The sequence below is a fragment of the Shimia sagamensis genome, assembly GCF_900182745.1.
In the GTDB taxonomy this organism is placed as follows: Bacteria; Pseudomonadota; Alphaproteobacteria; order Rhodobacterales; family Rhodobacteraceae; genus Shimia; species Shimia sagamensis.
Window position 1 is genome coordinate 650080 of sequence record NZ_FXTY01000002.1, and the last position, 15450, is coordinate 665529.

General features: G+C 58.5%; 19 protein-coding genes. 5 read left to right on the forward strand and 14 right to left on the reverse strand.

All coding sequences use genetic code 11. The features are described from left to right. Positions 1–6: 6 nt before the first annotated feature. The 3 genes from QOL67_RS07650 to QOL67_RS07660 form a co-directional block, all read right to left on the reverse strand. The gene (locus tag QOL67_RS07650) at positions 7–1575 is read right to left on the reverse strand and encodes a trimethylamine methyltransferase family protein (protein WP_283425364.1); all 1569 of its coding nucleotides are present in this window, start codon (positions 1573–1575) and stop codon (positions 7–9) included. Positions 1576–1741: 166 nt separating this feature from the next. Next, positions 1742–2431: an HAD family hydrolase gene (locus QOL67_RS07655; protein WP_283425365.1), complete on the reverse strand. Its 690-nt coding sequence runs from the start codon at positions 2429–2431 to the stop codon at positions 1742–1744. A 98-nt stretch (positions 2432–2529) separates the two neighbouring features. Further along, positions 2530–2814 carry a DUF3572 domain-containing protein gene (locus QOL67_RS07660; protein WP_283425366.1) on the reverse strand — a complete coding sequence of 95 codons (285 nt, stop codon included), beginning with the start codon at positions 2812–2814 and terminating at the stop codon, positions 2530–2532. An 84-nt stretch (positions 2815–2898) separates the two neighbouring features. Here QOL67_RS07660 and QOL67_RS07665 point away from each other — a divergent pair, with 84 nt between their 5' ends. After that, entirely contained in the window at positions 2899–4323 is a 1425-nt protein-coding gene (locus QOL67_RS07665) for a diguanylate cyclase (RefSeq protein ID WP_283425367.1), read from the forward strand. A gap of 93 nt (positions 4324–4416) precedes the next feature. Here QOL67_RS07665 and QOL67_RS07670 read toward each other — a convergent pair whose 3' ends face one another. The 4 genes from QOL67_RS07670 to QOL67_RS07685 all read right to left on the reverse strand — a co-directional run bounded on the left by QOL67_RS07670 (position 4417) and on the right by QOL67_RS07685 (position 6554). Beyond that, positions 4417–4926 (reverse strand): periplasmic heavy metal sensor, encoded by a 510-nt coding sequence (locus tag QOL67_RS07670; protein WP_283425368.1) that lies wholly within the window; start codon positions 4924–4926, stop codon positions 4417–4419. A gap of 2 nt (positions 4927–4928) precedes the next feature. Next, positions 4929–5303 (reverse strand): hypothetical protein, encoded by a 375-nt coding sequence (locus QOL67_RS07675; RefSeq protein ID WP_283425369.1) that lies wholly within the window; start codon positions 5301–5303, stop codon positions 4929–4931. Beyond that, positions 5296–5880 (reverse strand): RNA polymerase sigma factor, encoded by a 585-nt coding sequence (locus QOL67_RS07680; protein ID WP_283425370.1) that lies wholly within the window; start codon positions 5878–5880, stop codon positions 5296–5298. The genes QOL67_RS07675 and QOL67_RS07680 overlap by 8 nt, the downstream gene beginning before the upstream one ends. A gap of 83 nt (positions 5881–5963) precedes the next feature. After that, positions 5964–6554 (reverse strand): EF-hand domain-containing protein, encoded by a 591-nt coding sequence (locus QOL67_RS07685; RefSeq protein WP_283425371.1) that lies wholly within the window; start codon positions 6552–6554, stop codon positions 5964–5966. A gap of 224 nt (positions 6555–6778) precedes the next feature. Here QOL67_RS07685 and QOL67_RS07690 point away from each other — a divergent pair, with 224 nt between their 5' ends. Further along, a complete protein-coding gene (locus QOL67_RS07690; RefSeq protein WP_283425372.1) occupies positions 6779–7171 on the forward strand; it encodes a DUF983 domain-containing protein in 393 nt (130 codons plus the stop codon). Positions 7172–7208: 37 nt separating this feature from the next. Then, on the forward strand, positions 7209–7943 hold the full coding sequence (locus QOL67_RS07695; protein WP_283425373.1) for an NUDIX hydrolase: 735 nt from the start codon (positions 7209–7211) through the stop codon (positions 7941–7943). A gap of 99 nt (positions 7944–8042) precedes the next feature. Here the strand turns inward: QOL67_RS07695 and QOL67_RS07700 are convergent, their stop codons facing one another. The 3 genes from QOL67_RS07700 to QOL67_RS07710 all read right to left on the reverse strand — a co-directional run bounded on the left by QOL67_RS07700 (position 8043) and on the right by QOL67_RS07710 (position 10118). Next, positions 8043–8945 carry a DMT family transporter gene (locus QOL67_RS07700; protein ID WP_283425374.1) on the reverse strand — a complete coding sequence of 301 codons (903 nt, stop codon included), beginning with the start codon at positions 8943–8945 and terminating at the stop codon, positions 8043–8045. A 68-nt stretch (positions 8946–9013) separates the two neighbouring features. After that, positions 9014–9919 carry a fatty acid desaturase gene (locus QOL67_RS07705; protein ID WP_283425375.1) on the reverse strand — a complete coding sequence of 302 codons (906 nt, stop codon included), beginning with the start codon at positions 9917–9919 and terminating at the stop codon, positions 9014–9016. Beyond that, positions 9912–10118 (reverse strand): DUF2061 domain-containing protein, encoded by a 207-nt coding sequence (locus tag QOL67_RS07710; RefSeq protein ID WP_164646614.1) that lies wholly within the window; start codon positions 10116–10118, stop codon positions 9912–9914. The genes QOL67_RS07705 and QOL67_RS07710 overlap by 8 nt, the downstream gene beginning before the upstream one ends. A gap of 108 nt (positions 10119–10226) precedes the next feature. Between QOL67_RS07710 and QOL67_RS07715 the strand changes: the two genes are divergently transcribed. Next, on the forward strand, positions 10227–11090 hold the full coding sequence (locus QOL67_RS07715; RefSeq protein WP_283425376.1) for a helix-turn-helix domain-containing protein: 864 nt from the start codon (positions 10227–10229) through the stop codon (positions 11088–11090). Here the strand turns inward: QOL67_RS07715 and QOL67_RS07720 are convergent. The 3 genes from QOL67_RS07720 to QOL67_RS07730 are packed head-to-tail and all read right to left on the reverse strand — an operon-like array spanning position 11087 to position 13688. Next, on the reverse strand, positions 11087–11845 hold the full coding sequence (locus tag QOL67_RS07720) for an SDR family oxidoreductase (protein ID WP_283425377.1): 759 nt from the start codon (positions 11843–11845) through the stop codon (positions 11087–11089). The two genes, QOL67_RS07715 and QOL67_RS07720, sit on opposite strands and share 4 nt — an antisense overlap. After that, entirely contained in the window at positions 11842–13314 is a 1473-nt protein-coding gene (locus tag QOL67_RS07725) for a carnitine 3-dehydrogenase (protein WP_283425378.1), read from the reverse strand. The genes QOL67_RS07720 and QOL67_RS07725 overlap by 4 nt, the downstream gene beginning before the upstream one ends. A gap of 2 nt (positions 13315–13316) precedes the next feature. Then, a complete protein-coding gene (locus QOL67_RS07730; protein WP_283425379.1) occupies positions 13317–13688 on the reverse strand; it encodes a hypothetical protein in 372 nt (123 codons plus the stop codon). 77 nt (positions 13689–13765) lie between these two features. Here QOL67_RS07730 and QOL67_RS07735 point away from each other — a divergent pair, with 77 nt between their 5' ends. Further along, a complete protein-coding gene (locus QOL67_RS07735; protein ID WP_283425380.1) occupies positions 13766–14230 on the forward strand; it encodes a DUF1203 domain-containing protein in 465 nt (154 codons plus the stop codon). A gap of 239 nt (positions 14231–14469) precedes the next feature. Here the strand turns inward: QOL67_RS07735 and bcoG are convergent, their stop codons facing one another. Continuing rightward, positions 14470–15381 carry a 3-dehydrocarnitine:acetyl-CoA trimethylamine transferase BcoG gene (gene bcoG, locus QOL67_RS07740; RefSeq protein WP_283425381.1) on the reverse strand — a complete coding sequence of 304 codons (912 nt, stop codon included), beginning with the start codon at positions 15379–15381 and terminating at the stop codon, positions 14470–14472. Positions 15382–15450: the final 69 nt, after the last annotated feature.

Here is a 15450-nt window from a genome sequence, read left to right on the forward strand (position 1 = left end):
TTTCGGTCAAAAATCGGTTGGTGCGCCACCGTCTTCTTTGCGTTTTGCGACAAACTCCGCCAAGGCTGCGCGGTGATCAGATGGCATCTCTGGCGCCTCAAACTGCGCAATTATGTCTTTGAACAAGTGATGCGCACGCTCAGCTGTCCACGCCCCCCCGGCCGCTTCAAACGCCTCATAATTGCGCCAATCAGAGACAAATGGCTGGTGAAAAGCGGTGGTGTAGCGCTCTTGGGTGTGCGCAATACCAAAGAAATGCCCGTCCGTGCCCACCTCTGCAATTGCCTCCAACGCAATCTCCGCCGGTCCGGTGGCACAAATTTCCGGTTCCATATACCGCTGGATGATTTGCAACTCCTCACAATCCATCACAAACTTCTCCGGACTGGCGATCAGCCCGCCTTCCAGCCATCCGGCGGCGTGATACACCATATTGGTGCACGACTGCACCGCGCTCCACAGGCTATTACACGTCTCCCACATTGCCTGCGCATCCGGCACATTGGCCGCACAGACGCCGCTGGCGCGCATCGGCAGACCATAGAACCGCGCCATCTGGCCTGTCATTTGGGTGGCGCGCATATACTCCGGCGTGCCAAACGCCGGTGCGCCGGATTTCATATCAACGTTGCTGGTGAAGGTGCCAATCGCACAGGCCGCACCCGGGCGAATGTACTGTGCCAAGGCCACGGCACTCAACGCTTCGGCCAACGACTGCGCCACCGCGCCCGCCATGGTCACCGGCGCCATTGCGCCCGCGAGCGTAAAGGGTGTCACCACCAAGCCTTGATTGCGCCGTGCCATGCGCATCCAACCGTCCATCATGGGGTGATCATGTTTCAGTGGTGAGGTGGAATTGATGTTGGTGAACATGCGCGGGCTGGCCTCAAAATCCTCATGGCTCAACCCGCCCGCAAGCCGCACCATCTCCATCGCATCTTCCACCCGCTCTGCCCCCAGCGCATAGGCGTGCACCACTTTGTCGGTCAAAGTGAGCGTGTCGAACAAAACGTCCAAGTGCCGGATCGACGCGTGAATGTCTTGGGGTTCCACCGGATAACCGCCGGTGAAGTGGATACAGTTGAAGACCTGTGTCAGTTTCAAAAGGTTGGCGCAATGTTCTCGTGTGCCCGGCACCTTGCGGCCCAGTTCCAGATCCCAATAATTGGGCGGGCTGGACACATTGCCAAACAGGATGTGATTGTCTCCCATCACCAACTGCCGCTCTGGATTGCGCGGCGTCATGGTCCAGCGTGACGGTGCTTTTCCGACCATCTCCATGACAAAGGCGCGGTCCATAAAGACCTGCTCCCCCTCCACACGGCACCCAGCTTGTTTCAGAAGGGTGCGGGCTTCGTCGTTGTAAAAGGCAATGCCGATCCCTTCGAGAATACGCATGGCGCCATCATGGATGGCCTGCACACCCTCTTCTCGCAGCGGCTCTGTTGGGCGATCCGCATTGACCGGCAGCCGCCACGGCATCTGCTCGATGGCTCCGGATTTCATGCGCCGCGCCGCATTGCCCGCACGGCCACCACCGCGCCGCCCTCTTGCCTTTCCCTCTGGTCCTGACATCCTTGCTTCCCCTTCACGTTAGAGAAAGCAAAGGGCATCTTGAGGGGGCTGTCTGCGCGTTTGCGACAAATCTCGTCGTTTTTGGTCCACGCAACGACCCAGAGGTGCCAAAACAAAACGGCGCACCCAAGGGCACGCCGTCAAAAGCACACTATCAAATGGCGGGTTAGCCCACCATCCACGCGGGGATATGGCCAATGTTTGGTAAAACCACGTCTGCATGGGGTGAAAGTTCCGCCTCCAGTGCCACGCCAGTCAACACCGCAACAGTTTGCATCCCGGCCCGACGTCCAGCGATCAGATCATGGGTGCTGTCCCCCACCATCGCCACCCGCGCTGGGGCCAGTTTGGTGTGTTCGGCAAAGGCCAACAGCGGGGCTGGGTCAGGCTTGGCTCCAAAGCCGCTGTCAAACCCGGCGATGAAATCAAAGTGGTCCACAACACCTGCCCCGGTCAAATGCGCCTTGGCGCCGTATTCTGTATCGTTGGTCATCACGCCCAGCTTCAGACCTTGCGCACGAAACGCGTCCATCAGAGGGGCCAACGGCACAGCCGGTGCCAACGGAGCATCCGCCGCCGCCAGCATCAACTCTTCATCAATCGCATCCACATCCGAACCTGGCAAGACACTCGCCACGGCTTCCGCGGCCTCACGGTTGGTGCCGGCAATCACAAAGCTCTCTGGCCGGAAGGCCTGTGCTGCCAGATCAAACATCAAGGCATCTGCAATCCTGTGCGCCAGACCAGCGTCACCCTGAGCAAAGCGGTCAATCATTCCCGCCGCCCAGCCGTTCCAAGTCGCCCCGAAATCAAACAGGGTGCCATCTTTGTCAAACAGGAGTCCGTCTACGCGCATGTTTGATGTGCCTTACATATATCTGTGGTCCGGTCCCGACCCTGCCCTGCCCCTCAGATCAGTGCAAGCAGATCTGCGCCGTTAATAAAATCGCAACTTCAGGTCCAATGGGTGCGCGACGTGCCAAGCAACATTGCCGCCGCCATCATTGGCACCTCATAGGCGAGTGCATTTGTGTCGCAGAAATCAACCACCCAGGCATCATCCATGGTGATAAACTCAAGCAAAGACCCCAAAAATTCCGGTTCAGACGCTCGCACGCGCAGGTCATCAATCGACGCACCAGTGGAGCCCAGAAACACCGAACACACCTCCTCGTTGTTAACCAGCCAAGCCAATGCCTTAAGCGCAGTGGTCTCCGCGACGTCCTGAGAAACACTCATTTTTTCTCACTTTCGAAAGGGTTTGTTAACCATTCATACCACATTATGAACGTGTCCCTTCTTTCCACAGTTTCAGGTTCCTCTATGGCAGCTCGTGTCTTGATCGTCGACAGCATTTCGGCGAACCGTATCTTGTTGAAAGTCAAACTTGCCAGCGCATTCGCTCAGGTTGAGCAGGCCGCCAGCGCAGGAGAGGCTTTGGATCTCCTGCAAACGGAGACCACCCCGGATCTATTGGTTCTGGGCGGCGACCTTGTGGACATGACCGCAATTGAGCTTTGTGCGCTTGTCAAAGAACAACCAAACCTGGCCAATTTGCCTGTGCTGTTGGTGCACACCGACGGCCACCACGCGGATTTGCTCGACGCGCTACGGGTTGGCGCAGACGATGCGTTTGACATGTCGGTCAGCACTGACGCGCTGTTGGCCCGCATCCGCTCAATTGTTCGGGGGCGCAACACGTTTGAAGAATTGCGCCTGCGCGAACGCGCGGGGCATATTCCTGGCCTGGCTGAGCCACTGACGGGGTTTGACTCACCCGCTTCCGTACTGCTGGCCGTGCGCAACGAAACCGAAGGCGCCCGCTGGCAGGCTCAACTGTCCAAAATGGCACCGTTTGCGCTACGCTCTCAGGTCGAAGGTGACATCATGCGCAACGTTGGCCAGTTTGCCGCGCCGGATGCCATTGTGATCTCCCTCGCCGTGGCCGCGCCAGAAGAAGCCCTGCGCCTGCTGGCCGAAATCCGCGCCCGCGCCGCCACCCGCCAGGCTGCGGTTTTGGTGGTACTAGACGAATGCAACGACACCGCCCGCATCAATGCGCTGGACCTTGGTGCCAATGATGTGATTGCCGAAGGCTTTAACGCCGAAGAGGCGGTGCTGCGGCTCGACAAGATGATTGCCCGCAAACGCCTGACCGACCGCCTGCGCCAAAAAGTTGAGGACGGGTTGACCGCCTCTGTGACCGACCCGCTAACCGGGCTGTTCAACCGCCGCTATGCGATGCCGCATCTGGACAACATGGCCCAGCGCGCCAACGGCCAAACTGCCCCACAGGGTGACTTTGCGGTAATGCTGGCGGATCTCGATCATTTCAAAGACGTAAACGACAAGTACGGCCATGCCGCCGGCGACATTGTGCTGGCGGAAATTGCCCGCCGCATGCGCGCCAACCTCAAATCTGCCGATCTGATTGCCCGCATGGGCGGCGAGGAATTTCTGGTGGTTGTGCAAACCGACAACCGCGAAAGTGCGGCCAAAGTTGCACAACGTCTCTGTGATGTGGTCCGCGCCAAGCCCATCTATCTACGTGGCCGCGACATTCAGATCGCCGTCACCGTCAGCATTGGCGTGGCCATGGGCAGCGATATGCTGGAGGCCAAGAAAGCCAAATTCTCCGACAGCGAAGACAGCCTTGCCTGCGCCCTGATCGATCAAGCGGATCAGGCACTTTATGGCGCCAAGGCCGATGGCCGCGACAAGGTTCTGCTGTCCATTACAGCGGCGTAAGGCGCAGTACTTTCTTGGTGCGCAAAAACGGCTAAGCAGTATGGCCGGTGTCAAATGTGTCAACCCAACCGCACCTTAGCGGCTCAAAATGACCTATGGTTGTTTTGGCGGACGTTTCTTGTCTTTTGGCCCGCGCTCCAGAACCTCTTCCAACCGATCCGCATAAGAGGCGCGCTCCGCGTCACTCATCGACAGGATTTTGGCAAGGAACACATCCCGCGCCATCACACGGCGGCGCTCGCCTGCCTGATCCAACGAGGCCACCAGATCACGCAGCGACGTTTCATCCAAAGGCGACGTCCGCAACACAGTTAGAGCTTCTCTGTAAAGCCGGTGATCCGCGCGGTGATCTACGTCCGACTTGCGATACGTACTGCGAATGGCGCGTCCGACTTCGCGCTTGTCATCAAACGTCAGTGCTTTGATATATGGCGACCCAAACCGGTCTGACGCTGGCCGCTTGTCTCCATGACCACGCAAACTGATCACCGCCCCTCCCACGACTCCAATGATCAACAGGTTGAGCGCCAATGACCCAATCAACAGCGCGCGGGTCAGGCGGCGTGGTTTTGGGCTGGGCACATCGTTTTTTGGCTCAGTCATGCTCACTCCTCCGCCGTTAAATCAAAGGCATAGGTATCATCCAGGTCGGAGAGGTAGCTTTGAGCGGTCTCTCCATAAATATCAAGACCAAGCGTGTCTGCCATCAGGGTTGTGCCTGACGCCACGCCAATCCAAACACCGGCAACACCCGCCATGGCCACACCGCCCAGCGCGGGCCAACCGCCCACCGCAGCAACAACCGCAGCCCACAAGCTTGGTCGCACAACTTGCGCTACAGGGGCGGGATCGGCCACTTGTAGCCCTTCTGCCTCGCTGAGTACCCGCGCCAACAGGTCCGGTGACGGGGTTGCGCGGCTGTCGTTACGGGCCGCTGCAAACAAATCGTCCAGCATATCGTCGTCAAACTTCTCAGCCATCGGTATACCCCAGTGCATCGCGTTGGCTGGCCAGAGCCTCTGCCAACGCCCGTTTTCCCCGCGCCGTCAGACTTTCGACCGCCTCGACGCTGATTTCCATGATCTCGGCAATCTCGGGATTGCTTTGACCGTCTATGTGGCGCAACACCACCGCTTGGCGTTGCCGATCAGGCAAGGTCGCCAACGCGTTTTGCAACGCGTCAGCCCGGGCGCGGTCCTGCATTTCCTGTGCCGCCGATTTGGCACCGTCTTCCGGCTCCGGAATGGCATCCAACGCCACTCCGCGGGATTTGCGCAGCCGATCGGTGCACAGGTTGGCGGTCACACGGTACAGCCAGGTTGTCACCTTCGCCTCACCTTGACGCCAATCCGGTGCCTGTTTGAACAGCCGGATCATGGCTTCTTGCGCAACATCCTCGGCCTCTGCCCGATCGCCCAACATACGGAAAGCATGCGCAAAAATGCGCGGCGTCAACCGCAACGTCAAAATGCGCGCAGCCGCACCGTCACCGTTGGCATAAAGCACCAACAAAGCGTCGTCCGGCGTGTCTTCCTGTTGATCGTAAGGCATCGTCATGATCTCGATGGCTAGCCTCTTACGGGCGGTTGTTCAATCCAGTCCGGGTTGGGCGGCTTTCGGCCGCCCTCCCTTGCGTGACCTCAGTTTTCCTGAATGTCACCCTTTGCCTTAAAACCGCGGGCTTCTTTAGCCGCATCCCACTCTTCTTGGGAAATGGCGCCGTCACCATTGGTGTCGAGCTTCTTGAACATCTCCGCTTTACGCTCAGAGCGCTTGTCTGCACGCGCGGCCTGCGCTGCCTCAAACTCCGCTTTGGAGATTTTGCCGTCACCGTCCGTGTCGAACTTCTCCAGCATTTTGGCGGTGCGGTCACCTTTGGGCTTCATCTCTTCCACGCTCAACTGGCCATCACCATTGGCATCCATCCGGCTGATCATGTGATCCAGTTTCTTGACCATCCGGTCGTTGCCTTGGGATTCGGCATGGGCGGTCAGTTCATCTTTGGTGATCACCCCATCGCCATTGGTATCAATGCCCGCAAAACGCGCCGCCGCTTTGGCTTGCAGCTCCTCGGCGGTGATGAAACCATCCCCGTTGGTGTCGAGCTGCTCAAAGCTTGGCATCTGCCCGCGCATGCCGCGCATTTTGCCGCCTTCTTTGGCGGACGCTGCAACTGCGGTCACACCCAGGGCTGCAATCACTACGGCGCTGATCATCATTGTGCTCTTCATGGTGGTCTCCTTTTGGGCCTGTCTTATGTTAGTCTGTGTCGGCTCATTGCCTGTTCAGTGTAGGTAAAACGCGCCGCCTTCAGCTTTCCGTCGCACATTCTCAATCTTTTTCTGCGAGACGCCTTTGAGGGGGCTTTGCGACATCGCGACGCAAGTCAGATTGACCCCTTTATTGTTTGCGAAAACCAACACATCTTGTGCCAGCGAGCAGCGAGGGAAACGTAATGAGTGAAACCAACATGTCTGATGCGGTTTTGACCGAGGAAGACCGTCCAATGAAGCAGGCCCTGTATCGGGGTTGGCGCCGGAAATGCCCAAATTGTGGGACTGGCCCAATGCTTAAGGGCTATCTGAAAGTGCGCGACCATTGTTCGGTCTGCAAAGAAGACCTGAGCCACAATCGAGCTGATGATGGCCCGGCCTATCTGACAATTCTTGTGGTGGGTCACCTGTTGGCACCGCTTCTACATGTCGTCTTTGTACATTGGCGTCCGGACCCGCTTATTCTTTTCACCATTTTTTCGGTTGGCTGCGTCGGGCTCTCGCTCTACCTTCTGCCGAGATTGAAGGGGTGTGTGGTGGCCTTCCAATGGGCCCGCCGGATGCACGGATTTTGATAATCCCGACCACCTCGTCACGTGAGGGGAACACAGCATGAATACCGCCACCACAGTGGACAAAACCGCGATCCGAAACGCCGCCACAGTGATTGTGCTCAGAGATCGTGACACAAATCCACAAATCCTGATGGGCCAGCGCGGCGCAAAAGCCGCGTTTATGCCCAACAAGGTGGTGTTCCCCGGCGGGGCTGTGGACCTTGAGGATGCGGACATCCCGCTGGCCACACCGATTTCCGACTTCTGTGGCCAACGGTTGCGCGAAGACCGGCGGGAGGACACCGGCGAGCACATCGTGCATGCGTTGGCCGTGGCCGCCATTCGCGAGCTCTGGGAAGAGACCGGCCTGATCCTTGGCACCCAAGGCGACTGGTCCTTCACGCCACCCGCTGATTGGGCAACCTACGCTGCCACCGGCCATGTACCGACCGCCGAAGCGCTGCAATTTGTCTTCCGCGCCATCACGCCGCCGGGCCGTCCGCGCCGCTTTGATGCGCGGTTCTTCTTGCTGGACGCCGATGAAATCTCCTCCGATCTGGATGATTTCTCCGCCGCCTGCGAAGAGCTGTCTCACCTGCAGTGGATCCCCCTCACAGAAGCCCGCAGCTTTGACCTGCCTTTCATTACTGAAGTGGTGCTTGCCGAAATTGAGGCCCGCGTCACCGATCGCACCCCGCCCGAGGCCGTGCCGTTTTTCCGCAATGATGATGAGGAAAGCCTGTTCCTGCGCCTGAAAGGCCGGATGCCGGACTTCAAAGGTCGCGACGACTAAAGCGTCTGACGAAAAACTTGTGCTATCAAGCACCCCGCAACGCGTTGAAATCTTCGATTTCAGGCAGCGTTGAGGGATTCAGCATTTTCGCTGGGCGCTTCAAGCCAAAAGTACAAGCGTCAGGATCGACACCGCCAAAAGCGCCATGCCGAGGTATTCGCGGCGGCTGATGCTCTCTTTGAAAATCAGCACCGTGCCGATGACGCCAAACACCAGCTCGATCTGCCCCACCGCTTTCACATAAGCCGCGTTTTGCAGCGTGAAGGCGGTGAACCAACAGAAAGTGCCCGCCATGCTGGTCAGCCCAATGAACCCGGCGCTGCGCCAGACCGACAGCACCCGGCCCACTTCGCCCGGTTCGCGCAACATCAGCCAAATCCACATACTGACCATCTGCATCAGGGTCACGGCCGCCAAGGTCACCAAGGCGCGCAACAATGGCGCATCGGTGACCACCTCAAGCGACGCCCCGCGATAACACACGGCCGACACCCCAAAGAGTGCCCCCGCCACAAGGCCCAACACTGCTGAGGGTGTCAAAACCCGCCGCCAGCCGTGCGCCTCGGCCTCAATGGGTCCGGACAGGACCAAAACCCCCGCAACGCCAATGGTGATCGCAATCAGCCCCACGCCGGAAATGGTTTCAGACAGAAGCACCAAACCAATCAATGCGGTGAAAAACACCTCGCTTTTGATAAACGCCATGCCCACGGCGAAGTTGCGCCGGCCAAACAGCATCACGGTGCAAACTGTCGCCGTGATCTGGGCCGCACCGCCCACCGCGCCAAACAGCCAAAAGCTTGGCGTGACGTCTGGCAAACTCACACGGCCTGTTGCCACCAAAGTCGCCAATATCGCCGCCGCGATGGGTGCGGAATATACAAACCGCGCAAAAGTCGCGCCCGCAGCCGACAAAGACACCTTTGCCAGATGTTTTTGCAGCATAAAACGCACGGTTTGAAAGGCCGCGGCGGCGACAGAGGCAATGATCCAAAATTCCATGACCGCCTTGATGCCGAGCTAAGTCTTGGAAGTCACGCCAAACATTGTACCCCTACACGTGGAGTGCGTTAGCCATCCCGCCGCCACAACGGATGCGCCACAGGATCTTTGCGCCGCCAAAAAAACTTGCGAAACACCTCGCCATACGAGGCAAAATAATAGCCGTCGTTGCGAGAGAGATAGCGCTCCCGATGACTACGGAACAAGCTCGGCAAGCGATACCACGGCATCTTGGGATGCATGTGATGCACCACATGCAGATTGTTGTTTAGAAAAATCCATGACAGCGGCCCGCGGTCCTCAATGATCACAGTGCGTCCCCGCGCCCGCTCATGCGCCTGATGTTCCAGAAACGTGCGAATTTTTAAGATAGACAGCGCGGCATAGGCGCAAAACAGATAGGCCCAGACCGGCATCGCTCCAAAAGCGTCCATCCACCAAACAACCATCAACACAGCGGGCACATGCCACAGCCAACCAGCCAACACGCGCCTGTCTCCGCCGGCAATGGCGCGGATGTCACAGGTCATAAAGCAGACCTGTCCGACCAGCGGCCCAACCAACAACCGTCCCACCAAAGTATTGTTGAACAGCAGCACAGCCTGCCGCCATTTGGGCATTGCATCCCAGTCTTCCGCATAAAGGTAGTTGCTCTCCGGGTCATCATAAGGATCGGTCAGTTTGCTGTCCAAATGATGCGCCAGATGGGTGTCTTTGAACCGCAGGTACGGCACAAACACCCCGATGGCTGGAAACACCAAGGCTGCATTCAGCGTTTTGTTTTCAAACGGATGCCCGTGCAGCACCTCATGGCTCAGCGAACTGTGCAAGGCCATCGCGACGACGGTCAGCGCCATGCCCAATGGCAGCCAGAGATGGGCCGCCCAAACCGTGCCTAAAGCGTAAAGCCCATAACATCCCGCCACCAAAAGAAGCGTCGGCCACTCCACTTTGGGCATGCGCCGCTCAGCCATGTTGCCGCCCCCAGCGCACGCGGGACCAAACCCGCTCGTAAATCACATAAAGACTGAACCCCAATCCGGTGTTGATCAGCGCCATCTTCCCCCCAAGCGCCGCTGATCCGGTGGCCAGTATTCCCACCACGGACATCGATATGATGCCAATTACATTCCAAATCACCGCTTTCACGATGGAGCGTTTTTGTGTGTCCATTCTGCTGTCCCGTGCCTCAGTCTTCACAGAAGTGTTACCGGCAAAAGCCGCGTTGCAGAATTCTGTATCTGATTAACAAAACTCAGCAGATGTGATAATAGTCACCATATGAGTGAAATTATCGACAAGCGCCTGCGCGCGGATCAATTCCGAAAACGACTGGCCGCCGCCATGCGGACCAAGGACACAACCCAAGCTGGCCTTGCCCGCAGCATTGGCGTGGACCGCTCCACCATCAGTCAACTTTTGAAAGACACCGGCGCCCGCCTGCCCAACGCACAGGTGGTGGGCGAATGCGCCGCTGCGCTAGGCGTTTCCGCGGATTGGCTGCTGTCGCTCACCGACCGGCCTGAAAACACCGCCGACATTCTCGCCAACGCATTGACCGTGACCAAAGCCCCCCGCGCTTTGGTAGATGAACAAATCTTTGCCTGGCATCAGGAGGCTGCGGGTTACAAAATCCGCCACGTGCCCGCCGGTCTTCCGGACATGTTGAAAACCAACGAAATGCTGGATTGGGAATACGCCCCGCATCTGGGGCGCACCACGGAACAGGCCATCAACGCCTCGCGCGACCGGCTCAACTGGATGCGAGAGTCGCAATCAGACTATGAAATTGCGCTGCCCATGCACGAGCTCGCATCCTTTGCCCGAGGCGAAGGCTATTACGCAGGCCTGCCCGAAGACGTGCGCGCCCAGCAACTCGATCACTTTGCAAATCTCAGCAGCCAACTCTACCCACGTTTGCGTCTCTACTTGTTTGATGCGCGGCGGCTATTCTCCAGCCCAATCACCGTGTTTGGACCGCTGTTGGCGGTCCTATATTTGGGCCGCAACTACCTTGCCTTTCGCGACCGGGAGCGTGTCACCAGCTTCACCGAACATTTTGACGAGCTCATCCGTCAAGCCGATGTAACAGCCCGACAAATCCCGGACCATGTGGACAAGCTCAAGGCAGAGATCGCACCCTAAACTTTTGGATCCGGGTTCACAGTGAACCCATCCACAGCGATCACTTGCCCGCTCACCAATCGCGCCTTGTCAGAGCATAAGAACGCCGCCATCTCGGCCACGTCCCGCCCCTCCACAAAGGAGCCGAGCGCCGTGCCGGAGGCGTAGCCCTCATAGACCGCGTCCCGCGTCATGCCCTTGGCCGCCGCCTCGCGTTCCAACACGCCTTCCATGCGCGGGCCTTCGACCGCACCCGGGCATATCACATTGGCCCGCACGCCATAGGGCCCCAACTCCATCGCCAAGGTTTTGGTCAGGCCGATGACAGCCCATTTCGCCGCCGCATATGGCGCACGATAGGGATAACCATATTGCCCGGCTGTCGAAGAAGTCACCACAATCGCGCCCTGCCCCGCCGCTTTCATCATCGGCGCCGCGTATTTGGCCGCCAAAAACGCTCCTTCCAGATTGACCGCCACACAGGCCTGCCAATCTTGCAATTTTATATCCTCAACCGCCGCAGTTGGCCCAGCAACACCGGCGTTGGCGCATAGCGCATCCAGCCCGCCCCACAAATTGCCGATCTCGGCAAACAGTGCAGAAACAGCTTCTTCATCCGCAACATCCACGTGTGACTTGCGCCATCCTGCTGGAGTGTTCTGCAACGCCGCCGCATCCACATCTGCAATCCAAACTTGCCAGCCGTCCCGCTCAAACGCCTCCGCCATGGCACGCCCCACACCTGAGGCGCCAGCAGTGATCAAAACACGCATCATCGCGGCTGCCCCACATATCGACCAAGCCCATCCGGCGCAGGCAAATCAGCTTGCGCCTCATAGATCATCTTTAGATTGGCGGCGATCTCTGGACTAAACGGCGCAGGCCTGCGGGTCTCTAGGCTCACATGGATCAGGATATGCTCCGCCGTCGCCAGCAGTTTCTCCCCCGCATACATCTCATGCCAGAGGTGCATTTTCTTGCCTTCCGCCATCAACACGCGCGTCCGCACTTCAATCACGCTGCCCAGATGGGTCTCGTCAATATGTCGGATATGCGTCTCCGCCGTGAAGAAGCTCCCCCCAGTCGCGATGTACTCCTGATCACATCCAATGATCTCCATCAGCCGGTCTGAGGCATCGGCAAACGCCTGCAAATAGCGGCTTTCGGTCATGTGCCCGTTATAGTCCAACCAATCCACCGGCACCGCACGGCGCTGGGTCACAATGGGCAAACTTGGGTCCGCAATATCTGCGGATTTGCGCACCATTCCAGCCTCTGCGGACAGCTTTTTGTCATGTTGATTGAGCACCGCGCCAGAGGCAAAATTCTGCGCCTTCAGCGCCCGCATCATCGACACAAGATTGTTGTCCCGAACGCGCTCCATCTCCCGAATGCTCATGTGGCCTGATTGCGCATCACTCTGCCCCGCAATCAAATCCACCAACTCGTCGGTGAACTCCGGAACATCCATCAGCTTGGTCCAGGGCCATTCCAAACAGGGCCCAAACTGCGCCATGAAGTGCTTCATGCCAGCCTCACCACCGGCCACACGATAGGTGTCAAACAACCCCATCTGCGCCCAGCGGATGCCAAAGCCCATGCGGATGGCCTCATCAATCTCTTCCGTGGTAGCGATCCCATCTTTCACCAGCCACAGCGCCTCACGCCACACCGCCTCAAGGAAGCGATCCGCAATATGTGCATCAATTTCCTTGCGCACATGTAGGGGGAACATGCCGACACCCTTGAGCGTCTCTTTGGCGCGTTCAATCAGCGCTGGCGCGTTCTTCTCAGTTGGCACCAGTTCCACCAGCGGCATCAGGTAAACCGGGTTAAACGGATGTGTGACCACAATCTGCTCTGGACGACTGGCACAGCCCTGCAACTCACTGGGTTTAAACCCGCTGGTCGAGCTGCCCAGAATGGCATCGGCCTCACAATGCTCCTGCAACGTCTGATAGACCTTGCGCTTCAGCTCCAACCGCTCCGGCACGCTTTCCTGAATCCAGCTCGCCCCCGCCACAGCCTCCGACATAGAGTCATGAAAGCTCAGCCTGCCTTCGGGTGGCAACGCCGTGTCACTCAATCCCGGCAAAGACACCCGCGCATTATCAATCACCTCGCCAATTTTGCGTTCCGCTTCTGGGTCCGGGTCAAACACTTGCACATCCCAGCCATTGAGCAAAAACCGCGCCGCCCAACCGCCGCCAATCACCCCGCCGCCAATAATCGCTGCCGTTGCCATGTTTAGTTCTTCCCTTCTTCACAGCGCACCAAATTTGCGGTCACGCCAGTGTCATTCAAAATCAAAAGCCGGTCCTGCGGAGTCACCAGAAAAATCTGTGTCTCGCTGTAGTCGTACCCGGCATCCAGGCAATCGGTGGTCAGTGCCCAACTGTTGACCATGCCCGTGGGCTGAATTGTGCGAATGTCACAGCTCCACTCGATGCCAAAGAACCCGTCGCGCCCGTACCAAATCGGGGTCTCTTCCCCAACATCCCCTGCCCGCGCGCACCAGGAGGCACTGCCGGTCCAATAGCCTTCCCAAAGCGGCCGGTCTTCTGCTGCCAAAGGTGTCGCCATCAAAGCCAAAGCCGCCAATCCAAACTTCCACATCATCCTCTTGCCTTTCCGCAGGAAACGGGTCGCCGCGCGCCTGCGCCACAGTCTAGCGTCCCCTCAAAAGGAGATCTTACATGACCATTCATTTCCACCCACTGCCCGCCGATCACATTGCCGCCATCCGCGGCACCCGCACTGACGCCTATGGCAATGCTGTTGAGGTTGCGATCAGCGATGGAGACGGCATCCCCTGCCGCGCCTGCCTGAAGGTCACGCCAGATGGCGCGCCGTTCCTGATCCTCGCGCACCGGCCGTTTGAGGGGCAAAACGCCTACACGGAAACCGGCCCTATTTTTCTCTGTGAAGACTGTTCCGGCACCACGCCCAGCAGCACCCTGCCCGATATCCTGACCGCACCGACCTACATTGTGCGCGGCTACTCCGCAGACGAGCGCATTGTCTATGGCACGGGCCAAGTGACCCCGACTGCGGACATTGCCGCCTACGCCGAAAGCCTGCTTGCCCGCGAGGACATTGCCTTTGTTGATGTGCGCAGCGCGTCCAACAACTGTTTTTTGTGCCGGGTTAAGCCCCAGTAATCTGGACAGATGCACTTTCTCCGCACCGGCTCCGCGAAGCGGACCGGGCAGTGCCCGACCCTCCCCACGGGAGGGCGCTGCCCTAAACGTTAATTTTCCCACGTAGGAGAAAACGCCAAAATGCACACCTCCGCAAAACAGTCGCGATACAGACACCTTACCGACGTGTTGCGCAAACTGGTCCAAAGGCCTCAAACCGCCAGGTCCTAAGCCTTCGTGCGCAGCTGTTGCCGCAACGCTCACCCCTGCGGCGCCCGCTTCACAAGCCCTAGTTTTTCGCGCACCTCCGCAGGCCCAATCACCCGCGCGCCCATGTTCTCGATAATGGTCCCGGCACGCTCCACAAGCTGCCAGTTCTGCGCCAACTCACCTTTGCCAAGCCACAGGTTGTCCTCAAGCCCAACCCGCACGTTGCCGCCCGCCAGAACTGCCGCCGCCACATAAGCCATTTGATTGCGACCCAACGCAAAGGCGCTAAACGTCCAGTCGTCCGGCACATTGTTGACCATCGCCATAAAGGTGTTGAGGTCATCCGGCGCGCCCCATGGCACCCCCATGCACAGCTGCACCAGCGCATCTGGTGCCAGAACGCCTTCTTTCACAAGCTCCTTGGCAAACCACAAATGCCCGGTGTCAAACGCCTCAATCTCAGGCTTAACACCCAGATCTGTCATCATTTTTCCCATGCTACGCAACATGCCAGGCGTGTTGGTCATCACGTAATCCGCTTCGGCAAAATTCATTGTGCCGCAATCAAGTGTACAAATCTCCGGCAAGCATTCCGCCACATGTGCAACCCGCTCAGAGGCCCCCACCATGTCAGTCCCAGCCACTGTCGGCAGCGGGCTTTCCACGCCGCCAAATACAATATCCCCGCCCATGCCAGCGGTCAGGTTCAACACCATGTCCACCTCGCTGTCGCGAATACGGTCGGTGACCTCTCGGTAGTAGCCAAGGTCGCGGCTTGGCACGCCGGTCTCCGGGTCGCGCACATGGCAATGCACCACCGCCGCGCCTGCTTTGGCTGCCGCAATTGCGCTGTCAGCGATCTGCTTTGGGCTGCGCGGCACATGCGGGCTGCGATCCTGCGTGCCACCCGATCCGGTCACGGCACAGGTGATGAAAACCTCGCGGTTCATTTGCAACGGCATGACGATTCCTTTCGTGTTCCTTGCCCAACCGTACCGCACTTGCCCCGCAACAGTTTTCAATTTACGCAA

Bases quoted from the DNA above. Each gene is read 5' to 3' on its own strand.
- QOL67_RS07675 (WP_283425369.1), bottom strand. From the start codon at position 5,303: ATGGCTGAGAAGTTTGACGACGATATGCTGGACGATTTGTTTGCAGCG.
- QOL67_RS07680 (WP_283425370.1), bottom strand. From the start codon at position 5,880: ATGACGATGCCTTACGATCAACAGGAAGACACGCCGGACGACGCTTTG.
- QOL67_RS07715 (WP_283425376.1), top strand. From the start codon at position 10,227: ATGAGTGAAATTATCGACAAGCGCCTGCGCGCGGATCAATTCCGAAAA.
- QOL67_RS07685 (WP_283425371.1), bottom strand. From the start codon at position 6,554: ATGAAGAGCACAATGATGATCAGCGCCGTAGTGATTGCAGCCCTGGGT.
- QOL67_RS07695 (WP_283425373.1), top strand. From the start codon at position 7,209: ATGAATACCGCCACCACAGTGGACAAAACCGCGATCCGAAACGCCGCC.
- QOL67_RS07665 (WP_283425367.1), top strand. From the start codon at position 2,899: ATGGCAGCTCGTGTCTTGATCGTCGACAGCATTTCGGCGAACCGTATC.
- QOL67_RS07730 (WP_283425379.1), bottom strand. From the start codon at position 13,688: ATGATGTGGAAGTTTGGATTGGCGGCTTTGGCTTTGATGGCGACACCT.
- QOL67_RS07735 (WP_283425380.1), top strand. From the start codon at position 13,766: ATGACCATTCATTTCCACCCACTGCCCGCCGATCACATTGCCGCCATC.
- QOL67_RS07690 (WP_283425372.1), top strand. From the start codon at position 6,779: ATGAGTGAAACCAACATGTCTGATGCGGTTTTGACCGAGGAAGACCGT.
- QOL67_RS07700 (WP_283425374.1), bottom strand. From the start codon at position 8,945: ATGGAATTTTGGATCATTGCCTCTGTCGCCGCCGCGGCCTTTCAAACC.
- bcoG (WP_283425381.1), bottom strand. From the start codon at position 15,381: ATGCCGTTGCAAATGAACCGCGAGGTTTTCATCACCTGTGCCGTGACC.
- QOL67_RS07670 (WP_283425368.1), bottom strand. From the start codon at position 4,926: ATGACTGAGCCAAAAAACGATGTGCCCAGCCCAAAACCACGCCGCCTG.
- QOL67_RS07720 (WP_283425377.1), bottom strand. From the start codon at position 11,845: ATGATGCGTGTTTTGATCACTGCTGGCGCCTCAGGTGTGGGGCGTGCC.
- QOL67_RS07705 (WP_283425375.1), bottom strand. From the start codon at position 9,919: ATGGCTGAGCGGCGCATGCCCAAAGTGGAGTGGCCGACGCTTCTTTTG.
- QOL67_RS07655 (WP_283425365.1), bottom strand. From the start codon at position 2,431: ATGCGCGTAGACGGACTCCTGTTTGACAAAGATGGCACCCTGTTTGAT.
- QOL67_RS07710 (WP_164646614.1), bottom strand. From the start codon at position 10,118: ATGGACACACAAAAACGCTCCATCGTGAAAGCGGTGATTTGGAATGTA.
- QOL67_RS07650 (WP_283425364.1), bottom strand. From the start codon at position 1,575: ATGTCAGGACCAGAGGGAAAGGCAAGAGGGCGGCGCGGTGGTGGCCGT.
- QOL67_RS07725 (WP_283425378.1), bottom strand. From the start codon at position 13,314: ATGGCAACGGCAGCGATTATTGGCGGCGGGGTGATTGGCGGCGGTTGG.
- QOL67_RS07660 (WP_283425366.1), bottom strand. From the start codon at position 2,814: ATGAGTGTTTCTCAGGACGTCGCGGAGACCACTGCGCTTAAGGCATTG.